The sequence below is a fragment of the Azospirillum baldaniorum genome, assembly GCF_003119195.2.
GTDB classification, from domain to species: domain Bacteria; phylum Pseudomonadota; class Alphaproteobacteria; order Azospirillales; family Azospirillaceae; genus Azospirillum; species Azospirillum baldaniorum.
The window spans coordinates 485,253-502,043 of record NZ_CP022254.1; the positions used below are offsets into that span (position 1 = coordinate 485,253).

The 16,791-nt window shown below is 67.4% G+C and carries 19 protein-coding genes and 1 tRNA gene; 13 read left to right on the plus strand and 7 right to left on the minus strand.

Going from position 1 to position 16,791, the window contains the following annotated elements; translation table 11 throughout:
- The gene (locus Sp245p_RS16580) at positions 1-396 is read right to left on the minus strand and encodes a hypothetical protein (protein WP_014197247.1); all 396 of its coding nucleotides are present in this window, start codon (positions 394-396) and stop codon (positions 1-3) included.
- Between the two features lie 51 nt (positions 397-447).
- Here Sp245p_RS16580 and Sp245p_RS16585 point away from each other — a divergent pair, with 51 nt between their 5' ends.
- From Sp245p_RS16585 to Sp245p_RS16605, 5 genes are read left to right on the plus strand one after another with little or no spacing between them, the layout of a single operon-like run.
- Positions 448-1,386 carry a PD-(D/E)XK nuclease-like domain-containing protein gene (locus tag Sp245p_RS16585; RefSeq protein ID WP_014197248.1) on the plus strand — a complete coding sequence of 313 codons (939 nt, stop codon included), beginning with the start codon at positions 448-450 and terminating at the stop codon, positions 1,384-1,386.
- Between the two features lie 4 nt (positions 1,387-1,390).
- The gene (locus Sp245p_RS16590; RefSeq protein WP_014197249.1) at positions 1,391-2,431 is read left to right on the plus strand and encodes a hypothetical protein; all 1,041 of its coding nucleotides are present in this window, start codon (positions 1,391-1,393) and stop codon (positions 2,429-2,431) included.
- A 3-nt stretch (positions 2,432-2,434) separates the two neighbouring features.
- The gene (locus Sp245p_RS16595; RefSeq protein WP_014197250.1) at positions 2,435-2,737 is read left to right on the plus strand and encodes a hypothetical protein; all 303 of its coding nucleotides are present in this window, start codon (positions 2,435-2,437) and stop codon (positions 2,735-2,737) included.
- 2 nt (positions 2,738-2,739) lie between these two features.
- On the plus strand, positions 2,740-3,036 hold the full coding sequence (locus Sp245p_RS16600) for a hypothetical protein (protein ID WP_014197251.1): 297 nt from the start codon (positions 2,740-2,742) through the stop codon (positions 3,034-3,036).
- On the plus strand, positions 3,036-4,127 hold the full coding sequence (locus Sp245p_RS16605) for a tyrosine-type recombinase/integrase (RefSeq protein WP_014197252.1): 1,092 nt from the start codon (positions 3,036-3,038) through the stop codon (positions 4,125-4,127). Before Sp245p_RS16600 ends, Sp245p_RS16605 begins: the two co-directional genes overlap by 1 nt.
- Positions 4,128-4,211: 84 nt before the next feature.
- Here the strand turns inward: Sp245p_RS16605 and Sp245p_RS16610 are convergent.
- The 4 genes from Sp245p_RS16610 to Sp245p_RS16625 all read right to left on the minus strand — a co-directional run bounded on the left by Sp245p_RS16610 (position 4,212) and on the right by Sp245p_RS16625 (position 9,487).
- A tRNA-Lys gene (locus Sp245p_RS16610) sits at positions 4,212-4,287 on the minus strand.
- A gap of 135 nt (positions 4,288-4,422) precedes the next feature.
- Complete coding sequence (gene coaD, locus Sp245p_RS16615; RefSeq protein WP_014197255.1) at positions 4,423-4,971, minus strand: pantetheine-phosphate adenylyltransferase; 549 nt, start codon at positions 4,969-4,971, stop codon at positions 4,423-4,425.
- Between the two features lie 21 nt (positions 4,972-4,992).
- Positions 4,993-7,830: a DNA gyrase subunit A gene (gene gyrA / locus Sp245p_RS16620; RefSeq protein WP_014197256.1), complete on the minus strand. Its 2,838-nt coding sequence runs from the start codon at positions 7,828-7,830 to the stop codon at positions 4,993-4,995.
- A gap of 199 nt (positions 7,831-8,029) precedes the next feature.
- Positions 8,030-9,487 (minus strand): MATE family efflux transporter, encoded by a 1,458-nt coding sequence (locus Sp245p_RS16625; RefSeq protein WP_246119785.1) that lies wholly within the window; start codon positions 9,485-9,487, stop codon positions 8,030-8,032.
- 116 nt (positions 9,488-9,603) lie between these two features.
- Between Sp245p_RS16625 and Sp245p_RS16630 the strand changes: the two genes are divergently transcribed.
- The 6 genes from Sp245p_RS16630 (at position 9,604) to Sp245p_RS16655 (ending at position 12,215) form a co-directional block, all read left to right on the plus strand.
- Positions 9,604-9,756, plus strand: a complete 153-nt coding sequence (locus tag Sp245p_RS16630) for an entericidin A/B family lipoprotein (RefSeq protein WP_014197259.1) — start codon at positions 9,604-9,606, stop codon at positions 9,754-9,756.
- 41 nt (positions 9,757-9,797) lie between these two features.
- Complete coding sequence (locus Sp245p_RS16635; RefSeq protein WP_014197260.1) at positions 9,798-9,986, plus strand: hypothetical protein; 189 nt, start codon at positions 9,798-9,800, stop codon at positions 9,984-9,986.
- Positions 9,987-10,242: 256 nt separating this feature from the next.
- A complete protein-coding gene (locus Sp245p_RS36280) occupies positions 10,243-10,869 on the plus strand; it encodes a calcium-binding protein (protein ID WP_014197261.1) in 627 nt (208 codons plus the stop codon).
- A gap of 155 nt (positions 10,870-11,024) precedes the next feature.
- Positions 11,025-11,477: a hypothetical protein gene (locus tag Sp245p_RS16645; protein ID WP_014197262.1), complete on the plus strand. Its 453-nt coding sequence runs from the start codon at positions 11,025-11,027 to the stop codon at positions 11,475-11,477.
- Positions 11,478-11,616: 139 nt separating this feature from the next.
- Entirely contained in the window at positions 11,617-11,871 is a 255-nt protein-coding gene (locus Sp245p_RS16650; RefSeq protein ID WP_014197263.1) for a hypothetical protein, read from the plus strand.
- Positions 11,868-12,215, plus strand: a complete 348-nt coding sequence (locus Sp245p_RS16655; RefSeq protein ID WP_014197264.1) for a hypothetical protein — start codon at positions 11,868-11,870, stop codon at positions 12,213-12,215. Before Sp245p_RS16650 ends, Sp245p_RS16655 begins: the two co-directional genes overlap by 4 nt.
- Here the strand turns inward: Sp245p_RS16655 and Sp245p_RS16660 are convergent.
- Together Sp245p_RS16660 and Sp245p_RS16665 are read right to left on the minus strand one after the other, a co-directional pair.
- Complete coding sequence (locus tag Sp245p_RS16660) at positions 12,175-12,480, minus strand: hypothetical protein (RefSeq protein WP_014197265.1); 306 nt, start codon at positions 12,478-12,480, stop codon at positions 12,175-12,177. The two genes, Sp245p_RS16655 and Sp245p_RS16660, sit on opposite strands and share 41 nt — an antisense overlap.
- A gap of 155 nt (positions 12,481-12,635) precedes the next feature.
- On the minus strand, positions 12,636-13,133 hold the full coding sequence (locus tag Sp245p_RS16665; RefSeq protein ID WP_014197267.1) for a single-stranded DNA-binding protein: 498 nt from the start codon (positions 13,131-13,133) through the stop codon (positions 12,636-12,638).
- A 489-nt stretch (positions 13,134-13,622) separates the two neighbouring features.
- Here Sp245p_RS16665 and uvrA point away from each other — a divergent pair, with 489 nt between their 5' ends.
- Positions 13,623-16,475, plus strand: coding sequence for an excinuclease ABC subunit UvrA (uvrA, locus tag Sp245p_RS16670; RefSeq protein WP_014197269.1), 2,853 nt, complete (start codon positions 13,623-13,625; stop codon positions 16,473-16,475).
- Positions 16,476-16,590: 115 nt separating this feature from the next.
- The gene (locus tag Sp245p_RS34960) at positions 16,591-16,791 is read left to right on the plus strand and encodes a hypothetical protein (RefSeq protein ID WP_014197270.1); all 201 of its coding nucleotides are present in this window, start codon (positions 16,591-16,593) and stop codon (positions 16,789-16,791) included.

A 16,791-nucleotide genomic window follows, 5' to 3' on the forward strand; every position in this document is an offset into this window, starting at 1 on the left:
CTACGCCCGGCGGCGCCCTCCCCCAACCCGGTAGACCCGCGGCGGCCGGCGGCGGCGGTACCAGCTCCGCAGGGAGCAGTACGGGCCAGCGATGTCCAGGTCGAGGGGAAGCTGTTCGGCGGGACCGTTCTCGTTGGCCGGCGCGGGCAGCTTCAGGCCGCGGAAGGCGGGCGCAATCGCAACACGAGTTCCGGCTGGGAACAGAGCCTGGGCGAACAGGTCGAGGATTTCCCACCCAGCCTGACGACCGGAAGGCGTGTCGGCATGCAGGACTTTCGCGAAATAGCCGTCGTTCGTCCCGGCCCGGTCGTCCAGTTCTGCCATCGACCAGCCAAGAGCCCGCCGCCGGGCATCAAGAGCCCGGACCACTTCCAGATATAGCGCGGTCACCGCCATCACCGCCCCCATTGGTTGAGCGAACCCTATATTCCAAAGAGGTAGGAAGCAATGCCTGATTTTTCGAAGCTTGAGCCGGGCATCTACGGCGGAATCCCCGCGGAAGCCTACCACCGCCTTCCGGCGCTGAGCGCCAGCGGTATCAAGACCCTGGTCAACGAGTGCCCCGCCGTCTTCTGGCACGAGCACATGAACCCGGAGGCGGAGGAGACCGACGACACCAAGTTCGATGTCGGAACCGTCGCCCATCTGGTCTGGCTGGAGCCGCACCTGCGGGAAGAGCGCTTGGTCATCATCGAGGCCGACGCCTACCGCACCAAGGCCGCCAAAGAGGCCCGCGCCGAAGCCAAGGCCGCCGGCAAGACGCCGCTGCTGGAGAAGCACCTGCCGAAGATCGAGGCGATGCGCGCGGTGCTGGAGGCGGAACTGCCGCCCGGCCTGATGCGCGGCGGCACGGCGGAGCGAACCCACCTCTGGCAGGACCCCAAGACCGGGGTGCTGATCAAGAACCGACTCGATTGGGTGCAAGACGGCGACCGGCTGATCGTGGACTACAAGACCAGCGAGAGCGCCAAGCCGTCCGCCTTCGAGCGGCGCATCTGGGACGTGGGGCACCACATGCAGGCCCGGCTCTACCTGACCGGCAATGAGCTGCTGACCGGGCAGCGGGCCCGCTGGCTGTGGGTGGTGCAGGCCACCAAGCCCCCGCACTGCGTCTCCATCTTCGAGCCGACGCCCGGCCTGCTGTCCATGGCGGACGAGGACGTGCGTCACGCCATCGACCTGTTCGCCGAGTGCAGCGCGGCCGACGAGTGGCCCGCCTACACGGACACGGTGCAACTCGTCGGCCCGCCCGCTTGGGCCGCCGCCCAGCACGAAGAGCGCAAGTACGCCCGGCAGTTCGCCGCGCAGGAACGCCGCTCCCGCAAGCCGGCCAACTCCAACGAAATCCAGCGCGCGATCGACGCGCAAGCCCCCTTCGGAGCGTGACCCCATGCCCATCAAGTTTCTTCCGGCCTCCAGCTTCAACGACCGCCACGGCCTGTTCGTCGCCCTGGTCGGCGGGACCAACAGCGGCAAGAGCTTCAGCGCGCTCCGTCTCGCCCGCGGCATCGCCGGTCCGAAAGGACGAATCGCCGCCGCCGACACCGAGGGTGGGCGCCTGCTCCACCTGAAGCGGGACTTCGACTTCGACATCCTGCTGATGGACCCGCCGCACCACCCGGCGCAGTACGCGGAGGTGGCCGAAGCCGCGGAGGTGGCCGGCTACGACGCCCTGCTGTTCGACAGCTTCAGCATGGAGTGGCGCGGCGTCGGCGGCGTCCTCGACCAGATGGACAGCGAGTTGGAGCGGGCCGTCCGCCGCGCCGAAGCGAAAGCCCGCAAGAAGGGCTGGAACTTCGATGAAGATCGCGCACGCAACGCCAACAAGATGGCGGCCAGCATCAAGCCGAAGATGGCGCACAAGCTGATGGTCAACAGCCTGTTGGCCCGGCGCATCCCGATCATCTTCAGCATCCGCGGGGAGATGACGCTGGACCCCGACACGAAGAAGGAGAAGTTCAAGGCCGCCACCGCGCCGGGCTTCCTCTTCGAGGTGACCGTCTCGTTCCGGCTGGCCTCCGACCGCCGGGGCATCATCGATCTGAGCGACCCGTCCTCCTACAAGATGGAGGGCATCCACCGCGGCATGTTCCGTGACGGTGACCAGCTCTCCGAAGAGCACGGCGCCCAGCTTGCCGCGTGGGCGCGGGGTGAGATCCACGGCCAGCCCTCCGCCGGCGCCGGATCGGACATCACCGCTCAGGTCTTCGAGGAGGCCGCCACCGCCGCGCGCCAAGGCCGGGACGCCTTCGCCGCGTGGTGGAACGGCCCGGGCAAGGAATCGGCCCGCGGTACCGACACCAGCAAGCGCGTTCTGGTCAACGCGCGCCGGCCCGAGCTGCAGGCCATGGTCGAGGCCGCGGAGAACCCCGCCGGCACCGCCGCCAACGACGACTTCCCCGGCACTCTGCCGGGCCGGGCGGAGGGTTGATCAATGGCCCAAGGATCGCGCGGCCTGACCGCCTACCAGAAGCGGGCGGGGGAAATCGAGGCGCTGTTCGCGGCGGGCGAAATCGGCCCGCAGACCCGCCGGGCGCTGCTGGAACGAGCCCGGGACGTGTCGGGCGTCTCGCAGCTGGCCTCCCCGAGGGCCACGGCTGAGCGCATGCCTGCCGGCAAGCTGATCGCCATGAACGACAACCAGATCAACGCCGCCAAGCGCGCCGGTCGGAGCAGACACGACCGGCCCCGTTTCGCCAACGCGCCAGCTGCCCGCCCGGCGCAGGGAGAGGTGTAGGCATGGCAAGGCCGAAGCCCAAGTTCACGTTCTCGCCACGCCTCATGACGGCACTGGACGTGGCGACCTACCTGAACCGTTCCGAGCAGTGGTTCGCCCACAAGCGCCCGCAGATGGAGGTCGCGGGGTTCCCCCGGCCTGATCCACTCCTCGGGTTGTACGACCAGCGAGCAATCGACCGGTGGCTTGACCAGCGATCCGGGCTGGTCGCAGCATCTCCGGCGAACGACAGCGCACCTGGGCCGATGAACGACGCCCCTGCGGTCGATCCGTTCAAGGCCGCATTCGGAAAACAGTAATGGTGCGAGTCGACTTCCCCGGCGTGAACATGGTGACCAAGCGCCTCGCCGACGGCACGCGCCGGGTCTACTACTACCACCGTGCCAGTGGCATCCGGCTGCCCGATGACCCGCGCTCCCCGGAGTTCGCCCAGGCCTACGCCAAGCTGAACGCGGTGCCTGCCGCTCGATCGGATGAGCCGGGGGCAGGAACCTTCGCGGCGCTGATCACGAAGTACAAGGCCAGCCCTGATTTCCTCCAGCTCGCCGACGAGACGCGGAAAGCGTATACCCGGCATCTTGCCACCATCGCCGACGGAGACAGAGGCCGGGGCGGCGATTTTTCTGGATGGGGCGCACTCGCGGTGCAGGGGCTCCAGAGGGAGAACGTCCTGGAGCTGCGCGACGCATTCGCCAAGACGCCTCGTACAGCAAACTACATCATCCAGGTGCTGCGGCTCCTGCTGAACTTCGCCGTGGATCGCGGATGGAGGAAGGACAACCCGGCCCAACGGCCCAAGAAGCTGAAGACCGGAGACGGGCACCGCCCGTGGGAGGAGTCGGAGATCGACGCCTTCCGCAAGAGGTGGGGCACGACGACCCGCGAGCGCGTCGCCTTCGAGCTGCTCCTAAACACCGGCCAGCGGGCGGGCGACGTGGCCGCCATGATGCGGCAGCACTACCGGTCTGGCACCATCTCCGTCACCCAGCAGAAGACGAACGAACGGCTGTGGATTCCCGCGGCCCAGGAGCTGGTTGCGGTGCTCGATCCCTGGCTGGAGACGCACAAGCTGATGGCAATCCTGCCGAGTCGCTTTCACAAGCCAATGACCTCAAACGGCTTCGTCCACTTCATGAGCGATGCGATCCGCGAGGCGGGGCTGCCCGAAGACGTGACCACGCATGGCCTGCGCTACACCGCCGCGACCATGCTGCACGAAGTGGGAATGGAGTGGGAGGTGATCGCCTCGGTGACGGGTCACCAGACCGTCGCCATGGTCAGGAAATACACCGCGAAGAAGCGGAATGCGCAGCTCGCGATTGCCTCTCTGGATGCCGCCCGAACGGCCAAAGGGAAGGGTCGGAAAGGGCGTCCGAAGAACGCCAAATGAACGGAATTTGCAAACCGCCGGTGATTGGATTGCAAACCGGGGGAAAATCAGGGCCTCAAACTTGCCCTAAGTCATTGAGGGGAATGGTGATCCGGGTGGGATTCGAACCCACGGCCACATGATTAAAAGTCACGTGCTCTACCGACTGAGCTACCGGATCACAAAAGCATGCGGCCTGTTGCCGATGCGGGGCGCAACATAGGGGGCGGTGACGCCCCGGTCAACAGCGGGGTTGGACGGAGCGCACAAAAATTTCGCTCTTCGCCGCAGCCCCGGCGCCGTCACTGTTTGGCCGTCACTGCTTGAGAGTCTGGATCTGCTTGCTGGCGTCGCCGTTGCCGGCCTCCAGGGCGAAACGTTCGGCCAGATGGTCGGCCACACGGCCGCTGACGAAGCCGCGGATGTCGCCTCCCAGGCGCCCGATCTCCTTGACGAAGCGGGAGGAAATGAACTGGCTCTTCTCCGAGGCCATCAGGAACATGGTCTCGATCTTCGGGTTCAGGCGGGCGTTCATGCCCGCCATCTGGAACTCGTATTCAAAGTCCGAAACCGCCCGCAGGCCCCGGATGATCACGGTGGCGTTCACCTCCACCGCGAAATGCATCAGCAGCGTGTCGAAAGCCCGCACCTCGATGCTGGCCCCGGCGTTGTTCAGGGCGGTCACGTCCTCCCGCACCATCGCCACCCGCTCGTCCGTCGAGAAGAGCGGGCCTTTGCCGGCGTTGCGGGCGACGCCGACGATCAGATGATCGACGAGGCGCGACGCCCGCTGGATGATGTCCATATGACCGTTGGTGATCGGGTCGAAGGTGCCGGGATAGACACCGATGCGGCGCTTGGCCATGGGAGTACCTTCCGCCTCTTTTTATTCGATCGTATCACCGGGCGTGTCGCCAGGAGCGGCCTCGTTCCCAGCCGCATCGTCCACGGAGGCCGTCCCGCCGCCGTTTGGATCGCTGCCGTTCGGATCGCCGCCGTTCGGATCGCCACCGTTGCCGTTGGCCCCGTTCCCGTTGGTGTCCTCGTCCTCCGCGATGGATGCGACGGACACCACACGCTCGTCCGCACCGACACGGAACAGCGTGACGCCCAGCGTCTTGCGGCCCGCGATCCGCACGTCGTGGATCGGCATGCGGATGACCTGACCGCCGTTGGTCACCATCATCACCTGATGCGAGTCCTCCACCGGGAAGGCCGCGACGATGGAGCCGTTGCGCTCGCCCATCTCCATGTTCCAGATGCCCTGGCCGCCGCGGCCGGTCACCCGGTACTCGTAGGAGGAGGTCCGCTTGCCGTAGCCGCGCTCGGTCACGGTCAGCACATACTGCTCCAGGCCCTTCAGCTCCTCGTAGCGCTCCGGGCTGAGCGTCACGGACTCGGTCGACACCTCGTCGGCCTCCGGCGCCGCCTCGCCCTCCATGTCGACGCCTTCCTCGCGCTTGCGCTTCAGGAAGGCGGCGCGCTCCTCGGGCGAGGACTCGACGTGGTGGAGCGTGGTCATCGAGATGACCTCGTCACCATCGGCCAGACGGATGCCGCGCACGCCGGTCGAGGTGCGGCCGGCGAAGACACGCACGTCGGCGACCTCAAAGCGGATGCACTTGCCGCCGCCGGTGGCCAGCAGAACGTCGTCGGCCTCCGAGCAGGTGCGGACGGCGATCAGACGCTCGCCCTCCTCTTCCAGCTTCATGGCGATCAGGCCGTTGGAGCGGATGTTGGCGAAGTCCGACAGGCGGTTGCGCCGCACGTTGCCCTTCGACGTGGCGAAGACCACGTGCAGGTCCGCCCACACGGCCTCGTCCTCGGGCAGCGGCAGGACGGTGGTGATGGTCTCGCCGTCGATCAGCGGCAGCAGGTTCACGAAAGCCTTGCCGCGCGCCTGCGGGTTGCCCAGCGGCAGACGGTAGACCTTCAGCTTGTAGACCATGCCGCGCGACGAGAAGAGCAGCAGCGGCGTGTGGGTGTTGGCGACGAACAGGTCGCTGACCGCATCCTCCGCCTTCATCGACATGCCCGACCGCCCCTTGCCGCCGCGCTTCTGCGCGCGGTATGTGGACAGCGGAACGCGCTTCACGTAGCCGGACTGGCTGACGGTGACGACCATGTCCTCGCGCTGGATCAGGTCCTCGATGTCGGCCTCGAACTCCAGTTCCTGGATCTCGGTGCGGCGCGGGGTGCCGAACCGCTCCTTCATCTCCACCAGTTCGTCGCGGAGGATGCCCAGCAGCTTCGCGCGGTTGGCCAGAGTCTCCAGATAATCGGCGATCTGGTCAGTGACGTCCTTCAACTCGGCGCCGATCCGGTCGCGCTCCAGCCCGGTCAGGCGGTGCAGGCGCAGGTCGAGGATGGCGCGGGCCTGCTCCTCCGACAGGCGGTAGGTGCCGTTCTCGGACACGCCACGGCCCGGCTCGTCGATGAGCGCGATCAGCGGGGCGACGTCCATGGCCGGCCATTCGCGCTCCATCATCTGCTCGCGCGCCCAGACGGGGTCCGGGGCGCTGCGGATCAGCGCGATCATGGCGTCCAGGTTGGCGACGGCGACGGCCAGACCGACCAAGGTGTGGGCGCGCTCGCGCGCCTTGCCCAGCAGGAACTCGGTGCGCCGGGTGATGACCTGCTCGCGGAACCGGACGAAGGCGGCGATGATCTGCCGCAAGTTCATCAGTTCCGGCCGGCCGCCGTTCAGCGCCAGCATGTTGACGCCGAAGGAGGTCTGGAGCTGGGTGTGGCGGAACAGCTGGGCCAGCACCACGTCGGGCACGGCATCGCGCTTCAGCTCGATCACCACGCGGACACCGTCGCGGTCCGACTCGTCGCGCAGGTCGGCGATGCCCTCGATCGTCTTGTCGTTGACGACCTCGCCGATGCGCTCCATCAGCTTGGACTTGTTGACCTGGTACGGGATCTCCGTCGCCACGATGGCGAAGCGGTCCTTGCGGATCTCTTCGATCTCGGTCTTGGCGCGGATGATGACGGAGCCGCGCCCGGTCATCAGGGCCGAGCGGACGCCCGACCGGCCGAGGATCATGCCGCCCGTCGGGAAGTCCGGGCCCGGCACGAACTCCATCAACTCTTCGTCGGTGACATCGTTGTTGTCGATGTAGGCGCAGCAGGCATCCACCACCTCACTCAGATTGTGGGTGGGGATGTTGGTCGCCATGCCGACGGCGATGCCGCCGGCGCCGTTGACCAGCAGGTTCGGGAAGCGCGCCGGGACGACCGTGGGCTCCTTGCCCGAATCGTCGTAGTTGGCCTGGAAATCGACGGTGTCCTTGTCGATGTCGTCGAGCAGCGCCTCCGCCGCCTTGGCCAGCCGCGCCTCGGTGTAGCGCATGGCCGCCGCCGGGTCGCCGTCCATCGAGCCGAAGTTGCCCTGCCCGTCGATCAGCGGCAGGCGCATCGAGAAGTCCTGCGCCATGCGGACCATGGCGTCGTAGATCGCGCTGTCGCCGTGCGGGTGGTATTTACCCATCACGTCGCCGACGATGCGCGCCGACTTCTTGTAGGGCTTGGTCGAATCGTACCCGCCCTCCTTCATCGCGTAGAGGATGCGGCGGTGCACCGGCTTCAGCCCGTCGCGGACGTCGGGCAGAGCGCGGCTCACGATCACGCTCATCGCGTAATCGAGATAGGACCGGCGCATCTCGTCTTCGATGGTGACCGGCGCGATGTCGGAGGCGGGAGGAAGGGGCGTCGTGCTCAAGGAGACAAACTCATTCTACGGGCTGCGGCGATGCTCGGTGTTCAACGCTTGCTGTTCAACGCTCAAGGTCAACACTTAAGGTTCAACGGGGCATGTCCGCACGGCCCTTCGGGCCGCTGCATGTAATATAAGAATTCCTATCAGCTTTCGCATGTGCACACAACGCTCCGGCAGTTCCACGATTTCTGGCCTTTGCAGGTCAATGGCCTCCGGCCTTTGCAGGACGAGGGCGGCTCAACAGCGCGAAGCGCAGCGAAAGGATGGTCACGGATACCACACTGGCGATCAAAATTCCCTCAAAAAGACCACGCGCGCCGCGCTCCAACCCGAAGGCGAGCAAGGCCGACACCGGAATCATCACCACCGCGTAGGAGATGAAGTGCAGCGCGGTGGGAACCCAGGCGTCGCCGCGCCCGCGCAGGGCGTTCGCCATGACCACCTGCCCGCCGTCGGCCACCAGGACCCAGGCGGTGAAGGCGATCAGCGGCGCCACCGCGGCGATCAGCTGGGGGTCGGCGCTGTAGATCGCCGCCAGCGGCTCCGGCATCCAGCGGTAGAGCACCCCGACTCCGGCCAGGATCAGGCTGGTGACTCCCAGCCCGGTCCAGCCGGCCAGCGCCATGTCCAGCGGGTCGCGCCGGCCATAGGCCACCCCCACCCGCACCGCCGTGGCCGAGGCCAGCCCGACCGCCGCCATGAAGGGCAGCGCCGTCAGGTTCAGACCGACCGTGTAGGCGCCGAGCGCCAGCGGCGAGATCATCCCGGCGAACAGGCCCAGCGTGGCGAAGGCGCCGCTTTCCACGCCCAGGCTGACCCCGGCGGCGTAGCCGAGATGACGCTGCTTGCGGCTGCCGCTCCACCAGTCGCGGACCGGGTCGCGCACCGCCCAGCGGGCGTGGTCGCTCATGTGCCAGGCGTAGAAGACGAGGCCGAGCCCCATCCCCCAGCGCACCGCCGTGGTCGCCCAGGCCGAGCCGACCGCCCCCAGAGCCGGAAAGCCGCCATGCCCCCAAACCAGCATCCAGGCGAGCAGCGCGTTCAGGAGATTGCCGAGGATCATCGCCACCATGCCCGGAATGGGCCTCTTCAGCCCCTCCAGGAAGAAGCCGGTGGCGACGTACAGCATCATGCCCGGCATGCCGTAGCCGAGCACCGCCATCACCTGCCCACCGCCCGCCGCCAAATCCGCGGACTGGCCGGTCAGACGGAAGAAGGACTCGCCGGCCAGCGAGGCCAGGGCGAAGAGGATGCCGAGCAGCAGCGCGTAGGGAATCGCCCGGCGCCAGATGCGCCCGCACTCCGCGTCCTGGCCGGCGCCAAGGGCATGGGCGGTCACCGCCACCACGCCCATCATCAGTCCCACGCCGGTGGTGACGAGAAGGTTGGCCGGCAGGTGGGCCAGCCCGTAATAGGCCAACTCCTGCGCGCTGTAGCGGCCGACGATGGCCGTGTCCACCGCCATCATGACAACCAGCCCGGCGCGCGAGACGATGACCGGGGCGGCCAGCCGCAGCAATTCGCCGGCATGGGTGCGCAGACGGTCGGCCAGGAGAGGGGCGGGAATCGCGTGGTCGGGCATGATCAGGGTGTCGGTCGCTTGTGTACGGTTGTCACCGCCGGTGGCGGAACCGGCCATCTTGACCGTGCGGCGTACCACGTCAAGTGGCGGCTTATTGTCCTTCCGCCCTGTTGCAAATCCGCCGAATGGGCCGGAACCAACGCCCGCGGCGGCCCGTTGACGAAGCAACAGCATCCACTGAGGAGTTCGGGATCATGAGCCGCTCCATGCCGTTCCCCGTCCGCCAGATCGCCCTTGCCAGCTTCGTCCTGACCTTTGCCGCGCTGCTCGTCGGCTGCAACACGATCGAAGGGGCCGGGCAGGACGTCCAGGCCGGCGGTCGGGCCGTCGAACGCGCCGCCGAGTGACGCGCCCACCCACACCTTATCAACCACAGAGAGCCATCCGCATGAGCGATCCCATGACGCCGGAACGGCCCACCGAGGTGCCGCCGCCGAGCAACCCGAACACCCCGCAGCCGGACCGTCCGACCACGCCGGACCCCTACCCGGTGCCTGAGAATCCCGACACCCCTCCGGAGATGCCGCCGCCGGCGGATCAGCCGGTTCCCGGCATGCCGACGCCGACCCAGGCGTAAGGCGCCGGACACGGCGTTCGTTCGCAACAGACCGTTTCCAGAAAGGCCGGTGCCGCGAGGCGCCGGCCTTTTTCCTTGTCCGGTTGTCGGTGCTTGGAAATCGAATATTCGAATCTGGAAACAACACCGAAACACAAGGGCAACAAGACCCAAGGGACCGTGGCAAAAATCGGCGCTGATGCGTTAAGTGTTTTTTTACCTTTCTCTTTCCCCACCTTAATGTTAACGATTTGTTAATCATTGAGGAGAGGCAACCATGGCCAGGTTTTCGGGAACCAACGCCGCCGAACGCTACCTCGGCACCGACTCCGCCGACACGGTCTATGGCAATGGAGGGAATGATTCGCTCTCCGGGGGGCTCGGCAACGATTTTCTGGATGGTGGGCTTGGGAACGACTGGCTGGGCGATCCCTACGCCGGCGATCCGGGCAACGACCGCATGTACGGGCGCCAGGGCGACGACCAGCTGTTCGGCGGGGCCGGCAATGACTGGCTGGATGGCGGTTCGGGCAACGACACGGTGAAGGGCGGGCGCGGCGACGACACTTTGGTCGGCGGAACCGGCGACGATTGGCTCATCGACACGCTGCGCGACGACGGGTCCGACGTCTTCCTGCCCGGCGCCGGCAACGACCATATGGTGAGCTACCGCGACGGCGCGACGGACATCTTCCGCTTCGACGTGGCTCCGGGCGGCTTCGGCACCGACGACATCAGCTATTTCGAAGCGGGGATCGACCGTATCGAGTTCCGCGGCTTCTCCGCCGCCGACCTGACCGTGTCCACCACGGCCACCAGCACCGCCTTCGGCTTCCGGGACGGCTCGTCGCTGAGCGTGGATACCGTCGGGCTGATGTCCGGCCGCGACTATGTCTTCACCTGACCGGTAAACTCACCTGAAGGAAGTACCGCGGGCATGGGGGCCTGATGGCGCAAGGGGCGTGGCCGCGGCTGGCCGCGCCCTTTTCCGGTCCGGTCCGCTGCCCCTCCGCTCCGCTGCCGCGTTATAGCCTTGCCCACGCGACGGAGGAGCCCCGCATGAACCATCGACGCCTCACCCCCCGCCCCGCCACCCGGCTGCTCGCCGCCTGCGCCCTGGCAGCGCTCGGCGCCTGCGCGGAGACCGGCGCCACGCAACGGCCCATGGCGCAGATGTCGCCCCTGGAACTGGTCGGGCTGACGGTGCAGTCCATTCCCGAGAACCGCATCCTGGGTGCGGTGGAGGATGTCGTCCTCACCCCGGCGCGCGAGCCGGTCCAGCTCGTGGTGGCCAGCGGCGCGCCGGTTCATCCGGTGAGGCGCCACGTGACGCTGGACTCCGAGCAGCTGCGCTATTCGGAAGAGCGGCAGGCGCTCGTCCTCACCGGCATGAGCGCGGACCAGTTCGACGCCCTGTTCGCCACGCCCGCCGCGATGGCTCCGGCCCTTGCCCCCATGCCCGGCAATCCGGCGGACGCCACCAACTGGAACCGCGCCACCGCCCCGCGCTGATCCCTCCTTCGGCCAGACCCTGCGAGGCCCCATGACGAGGCAGCAAGGTCTGGCCGGCGGGCGTCCTTTGGTCTTTTAAACGTTATGATATAACGTTACATATCCCTGGAGCTGTTTGGCGACACGCGGCAACGGGGGGATGATGATCGAGGATGCGGATGCGCCGGACGGTCCGGCGGGCTTCGAGGCGGCGCTGGACTTGGTGCGCTCGCTGTGGGCCGAGGGACGGCGCGAGGGCGTACCGGACCGGTTGGTCGCTTGGGCGATGATGGTCGAATCGGTGGACCGGCTCGCCGCCCTGCATGGTCCTAGCGCGACGGCGGCTCTGCTCGACCGGTTGAGCCGGGCCGTTCTGGACACCCCTCCGGGCGCCAGTCCGGGATCACTTCAATGAGCGGGGTGACCAACAACCGCTTCTACGGCGCGCGCTCCTGGCGGGAGGCGAAGCCGGTGGTCCTGCATCCACGCTTCTTCGACGGGTTCCGGGACTTCCTCGACGGACGCCCATTCGATTATCGCGGGTTGGACGGCTGGCCGCTGCTCGACCAGCACCGTTACGAGAATGGCCGGGAACTGGCGGCGGAATGCCGCGCCGCCGGGATCGTCGTGCGCTGGGGCGACCGCGCGCGCATCCCGCGCGGGCTGAAGGACTTGGTTGCCGGGCGCGCCCGGCGTCGTGGAGAGCTCCGAAGGCCCCTCAAAAGCGCAGGCCGGCCGCGGGATTGTCGATCTGGTTGAGCGGGCAACGGCAGGTCGGACAGGAAATCTGGGAGAGGAGCGTGTTGCGCTGCTCCTCCGTCAACGAGACGCCGGCCGCCTGAACCGCCTCGTCGATCATCCGGCGATGATAGGCGGTGGCGCCGCAGCCCTCGTCCAGCACACCCTTCAGATCGTCGTTCGGAATCACGCGGAACGCCGCGGCGGGACCGGACAGGGTAGCGGCACCGCCCCCGACCGCGACGGCGGCAAGGGCACGCAGGATGTGACGGCGCTGGGGGGCCATGGCTGCTCCTGGATCACGACGGACGCTCGCCGTGGAATCTCGGTTGGCAGGCATCCCCCGTCAAGCCCGGCCTGCGCAGGTTCCGCGAAGACAAGCCCGCGACCGGTCGCGGACGGGAGGGGGAAAAGTCCCCTCCCTCACGATCATCCGGGTGGTCAGAACGGGATTTCGTCGTCCAGGTCGTCGTGCTTGGGCGGAGCGCCACCGCCGCTGCGGCCACCACCGCCACCACCGTAGCCGCCACCGCCGCTGCTGCCGCCGCCGTAGCCACCGCCACCACCGCCGCCACGCGACTCGTAGCCGCCACCGCCACCGCCGTAACCGCCGCCACCACCGCCTTCGCCCTCACGGCCGCCGGTGAAGTCGATCTCGTTGACACGCACCGAAAGGCCGGCGCCGCGGGTGCCGTCGCGCTTCTCGAACTCGCGGAGCGTAACCTCGCCGGAGATCACCACGGCCTTGCCCTTGGTCAGGTGCGGTGCCAGGGCCTCCGCGCGGCGGCCCCAGATGGAGCAGTCCACCCACTGGGTGGTCTTGCGGTCGCCGAACCCGACGTCGTTGGCGACGCGGAAGCCCAGAACCTTTTCGCCGCTCTGCGTGGAGCGAAGCTCACCGTCCGCGCCGAGGCGCCCCGTAAACGTCCATACATTCATCGCACGTGTCTCCTAGCGCGGGTTCCCGGTATCCCATCCGACCCGTTCGGGCGCCCGGCGGAAGGGCGTCCGGATACCGGGGGTGTCTGTTCGCAGGGCCGGTTTGATCCGTGGTCCGGTCCATGCCCGCCCCGCCTTGCGCTTCACAAAGCACGGGGGACAGGCACGGGTCAACCGCCGCCGCCGGAGCGCCTTGCCCCTTCCATCCGGATCAACCCGCCCGGCCCGCACGGAAGAGAACACTCCATGAACAAACATAGCAGAGAGAGTCCGTGCCGCCAACCGATTCCTTGGTGGCTCCCCATCATCGTCTCCCCGGCGCCTCCCCGCCCCCTCCCCGGCGTTCCCGCATCCCGCCCCTGCGCCCCACGCGGCCGGAAAGGGACGCGCACCGGTGGCAAGTCGCCTGCGCGTGGCACATATCTGTCCGGGCTTTTGAACCGTCTCAGGCGTCTTCCCTTCCCCACCGGTTTCGGCTAAGAACACTCCATGAACAAGCACATCAGTGTCCGCGGCGCGCGGGAGCACAACCTCAAGAACGTCGATGTCGATCTGCCTCGGGACGAGCTGATCGTCATCACCGGCTTGTCGGGATCGGGCAAGTCATCGCTGGCGTTCGACACGATCTACGCGGAAGGCCAGCGGCGCTACGTCGAGAGCCTGTCGGCCTACGCGCGCCAGTTCCTGGAGCTGATGCAGAAGCCGGACGTCGACTCGATCGAGGGGCTGTCGCCGGCCATCTCCATCGAGCAGAAGACGACCTCGAAGAATCCGCGCTCCACCGTCGGCACGGTGACGGAGATCTACGACTACATGCGCCTGCTGTGGGCGCGGGTCGGCATCCCCTACTCCCCGGCCACCGGCCTGCCCATCGAAAGCCAGACGGTCAGCCAGATGGTCGACCGCATCCTGGCGATGCCGGAGGGCACGCGCCTGCTGCTGCTGGCGCCGATCATCCGGGGGCGAAAGGGCGAGTACAAGAAGGAGATCCAGGACCTCCGCAAGCGCGGCTTCCAGCGCGTGCGCGTCGACGGCACGATGCACGAGATCGACGAGGTCCCGGCGCTCAACAAGAAGCTGAAGCACGACATCGACGTGGTGGTGGACCGCATCGTCGTCCGCGAAGGGCTGGGCAACCGGCTCGCCGATTCGCTGGAAACGGCGCTCGGCCTTGCCGACGGGATCATCTTCGTCGAGAACGCCGATTCGCACGAGCAGACCGTCTTCTCGCAGAAATTCGCCTGCCCGGTGTCCGGCTTCACGATTCCGGAGATCGAGCCGCGGCTGTTCTCCTTCAACAACCCGTTCGGCGCCTGCCCGGCCTGCGATGGGCTGGGGAGCAAGATCTACTTCGACCCCATGCTGGTCGTCCCGGACGAGCGGCTGTCGCTGAAGAAGGGCGCCATCGCCCCCTGGGCCGGCTCCTCCTCCCAATATTACGTGCAGACGCTGGAGAGCATCGCCCAGCATTTCGGCGTCGCCATGGACACGCCGTGGGAAAAGCTGCCGGAGAAGGTCCGCCAGACCATCCTCTACGGCTCCGACGGCGCGCCGATCACGATGACCTACGACGACGGGCTGCGCAGCTACCAGACGAACAAGGCCTTCGAGGGCATCGTCAACAACCTGGAGCGCCGCTACCGCGAGACGGAAAGCGCCTACATGCGGGAGGAGTTGTCCAAGTACCAGTCCTCCCAGCCTTGCGAGACCTGCAAGGGCGCCCGCCTGAAGCCGGAGGCGCTGGCGGTCAAGGTGCACGGCCAGCACATCTCCCAGGCCGCGGAAATGTCCATCGCCGACGCGGCGACGTGGTTCAGCACGCTGAACGACCATCTGCGCCCGAAGGACAAGGAGATCGCCTACCGCATCCTCAAGGAGATCAACGAGCGGCTGGGCTTCCTCAATGCCGTGGGATTGGAATACCTGACGCTCAGCCGCGGCTCCGGGTCGCTGTCCGGCGGCGAGAGCCAGCGCATCCGCCTCGCCTCGCAGATCGGGTCCGGCCTGACCGGCGTGCTCTACGTGCTGGACGAGCCGTCGATCGGCCTGCACCAGCGCGACAACGACCGGCTGCTGGCGACGCTGAAGCGGCTGCGCGACCTCGGCAACACCGTGATCGTGGTCGAGCATGACGAGGACGCCATCCGCACCGCCGACTATCTGGTGGACATGGGTCCCGGCGCCGGCCAGCACGGCGGCACCGTGATCGCCCAGGGCACCCCGGCGGAGGTCCAGGCCAATCCGGACAGCGTCACCGCCCAGTTCCTCAACGGCACCCGCTTCGTGCCGGTGCCGGACCAGCGGCGCCCCGGCCACAAGGGCCAGTTCCTGGAGGTGAAGGGCGCGCGCGCCAACAACCTTCAGAACGTCTCGGCGCGCATCCCGATGGGAACCTTCACCTGCGTCACCGGCGTGTCGGGCGGCGGCAAGTCCACCCTGATCATCGAGACGCTCTACAAGGCGGTGGCGCGCAAGCTGATGGGCGCGCGCGAGCATCCGGCGGAGCATGACGAGCTGCTGGGCCTGGAGCATCTCGACAAGGTCATCGACATCAACCAGTCGCCGATCGGCCGCACCCCGCGCTCCAACCCGGCGACCTACACCGGCGCCTTCACCCCGATCCGCGACTGGTTCGCCGGCCTGCCGGAGGCCAAGGCCCGCGGCTACGGCCCCGGCCGCTTCTCCTTCAACGTGAAGGGCGGGCGCTGCGAGGCGTGCCAGGGCGACGGCGTCATCAAGATCGAGATGCACTTCCTGCCCGACGTCTACGTCACCTGCGACGTCTGCCACGGCAAGCGCTACAACCGCGAGACGCTGGAAGTCACCTACCGCGACAAGACCATCGCCGACGTGCTCGATATGACGGTCGAGGAGGGCAAGGAGTTCTTCAAGGCGGTGCCCGGCATCCGCGACAAGATGGAGACGTTGGAGCGGGTGGGTCTCGGCTACATCCACATCGGCCAGCCCGCCACGACTCTGTCCGGCGGCGAGGCGCAGCGGGTGAAGCTGTCCAAGGAGCTGAGCCGCCGCGCCACCGGCCGCACCCTCTACATCCTCGACGAACCGACCACCGGCCTACATTTTGCCGACGTCGAGAAGCTGATGGAGGTGCTCCACGCGCTGGTCGACCAGGGCAACACGGTGCTGGTGATCGAGCACAATCTGGAGGTCATCAAGACCGCCGACTGGATCATCGACCTCGGCCCCGAAGGCGGCACCGGCGGCGGCGAGATCGTCGCGGAGGGCACCCCGGAAGACGTGGCGAAGGTCAAACGGAGTTACACCGGCCAGTATCTGGCCCCCTACCTGAAGGCGAAGCCGAAAAGCCGGAAGAGGGCATGAAGAAGGGCCGGGGTCATCCCCGGCCTTTTTCTTATGGCCGATTTTTGCCCTGGAAACAAAGCGGCAGCGGGGGTGTTTCCTCTTCATCGTTCGCCAAACAGGATGGAGACGGAGCATGTCCAGGACCATGATGTCCGGTGTGGCGCTGGCCTTCGGCGCGGCCCTGCTGGTCAGCGCCTGCGGGACCGACGAGTCCACCAGCACCACGACCACCACCACGACCACCTCGCCCAACTACGGCAACTCCAGCCTGACCACCCCGCCGACCGGCGGCTCGACCACCACCGAGCGCACGACGACGACCAAGAGCGAATAA

Coding starts and splice junctions, on each gene's coding strand:
- Sp245p_RS16580 (WP_014197247.1), bottom strand. CDS start 396: ATGGCGGTGACCGCGCTATATCTGGAAGTGGTCCGGGCTCTTGATGCC.
- Sp245p_RS16585 (WP_014197248.1), top strand. CDS start 448: ATGCCTGATTTTTCGAAGCTTGAGCCGGGCATCTACGGCGGAATCCCC.
- Sp245p_RS16590 (WP_014197249.1), top strand. CDS start 1,391: ATGCCCATCAAGTTTCTTCCGGCCTCCAGCTTCAACGACCGCCACGGC.
- Sp245p_RS16595 (WP_014197250.1), top strand. CDS start 2,435: ATGGCCCAAGGATCGCGCGGCCTGACCGCCTACCAGAAGCGGGCGGGG.
- Sp245p_RS16600 (WP_014197251.1), top strand. CDS start 2,740: ATGGCAAGGCCGAAGCCCAAGTTCACGTTCTCGCCACGCCTCATGACG.
- Sp245p_RS16605 (WP_014197252.1), top strand. CDS start 3,036: ATGGTGCGAGTCGACTTCCCCGGCGTGAACATGGTGACCAAGCGCCTC.
- coaD (WP_014197255.1), bottom strand. CDS start 4,971: ATGGCCAAGCGCCGCATCGGTGTCTATCCCGGCACCTTCGACCCGATC.
- Sp245p_RS16630 (WP_014197259.1), top strand. CDS start 9,604: ATGAGCCGCTCCATGCCGTTCCCCGTCCGCCAGATCGCCCTTGCCAGC.
- Sp245p_RS16635 (WP_014197260.1), top strand. CDS start 9,798: ATGAGCGATCCCATGACGCCGGAACGGCCCACCGAGGTGCCGCCGCCG.
- Sp245p_RS36280 (WP_014197261.1), top strand. CDS start 10,243: ATGGCCAGGTTTTCGGGAACCAACGCCGCCGAACGCTACCTCGGCACC.
- Sp245p_RS16645 (WP_014197262.1), top strand. CDS start 11,025: ATGAACCATCGACGCCTCACCCCCCGCCCCGCCACCCGGCTGCTCGCC.
- Sp245p_RS16650 (WP_014197263.1), top strand. CDS start 11,617: ATGATGATCGAGGATGCGGATGCGCCGGACGGTCCGGCGGGCTTCGAG.
- Sp245p_RS16655 (WP_014197264.1), top strand. CDS start 11,868: ATGAGCGGGGTGACCAACAACCGCTTCTACGGCGCGCGCTCCTGGCGG.
- Sp245p_RS16660 (WP_014197265.1), bottom strand. CDS start 12,480: ATGGCCCCCCAGCGCCGTCACATCCTGCGTGCCCTTGCCGCCGTCGCG.
- Sp245p_RS16665 (WP_014197267.1), bottom strand. CDS start 13,133: ATGAATGTATGGACGTTTACGGGGCGCCTCGGCGCGGACGGTGAGCTT.
- uvrA (WP_014197269.1), top strand. CDS start 13,623: ATGAACAAGCACATCAGTGTCCGCGGCGCGCGGGAGCACAACCTCAAG.
- Sp245p_RS34960 (WP_014197270.1), top strand. CDS start 16,591: ATGTCCAGGACCATGATGTCCGGTGTGGCGCTGGCCTTCGGCGCGGCC.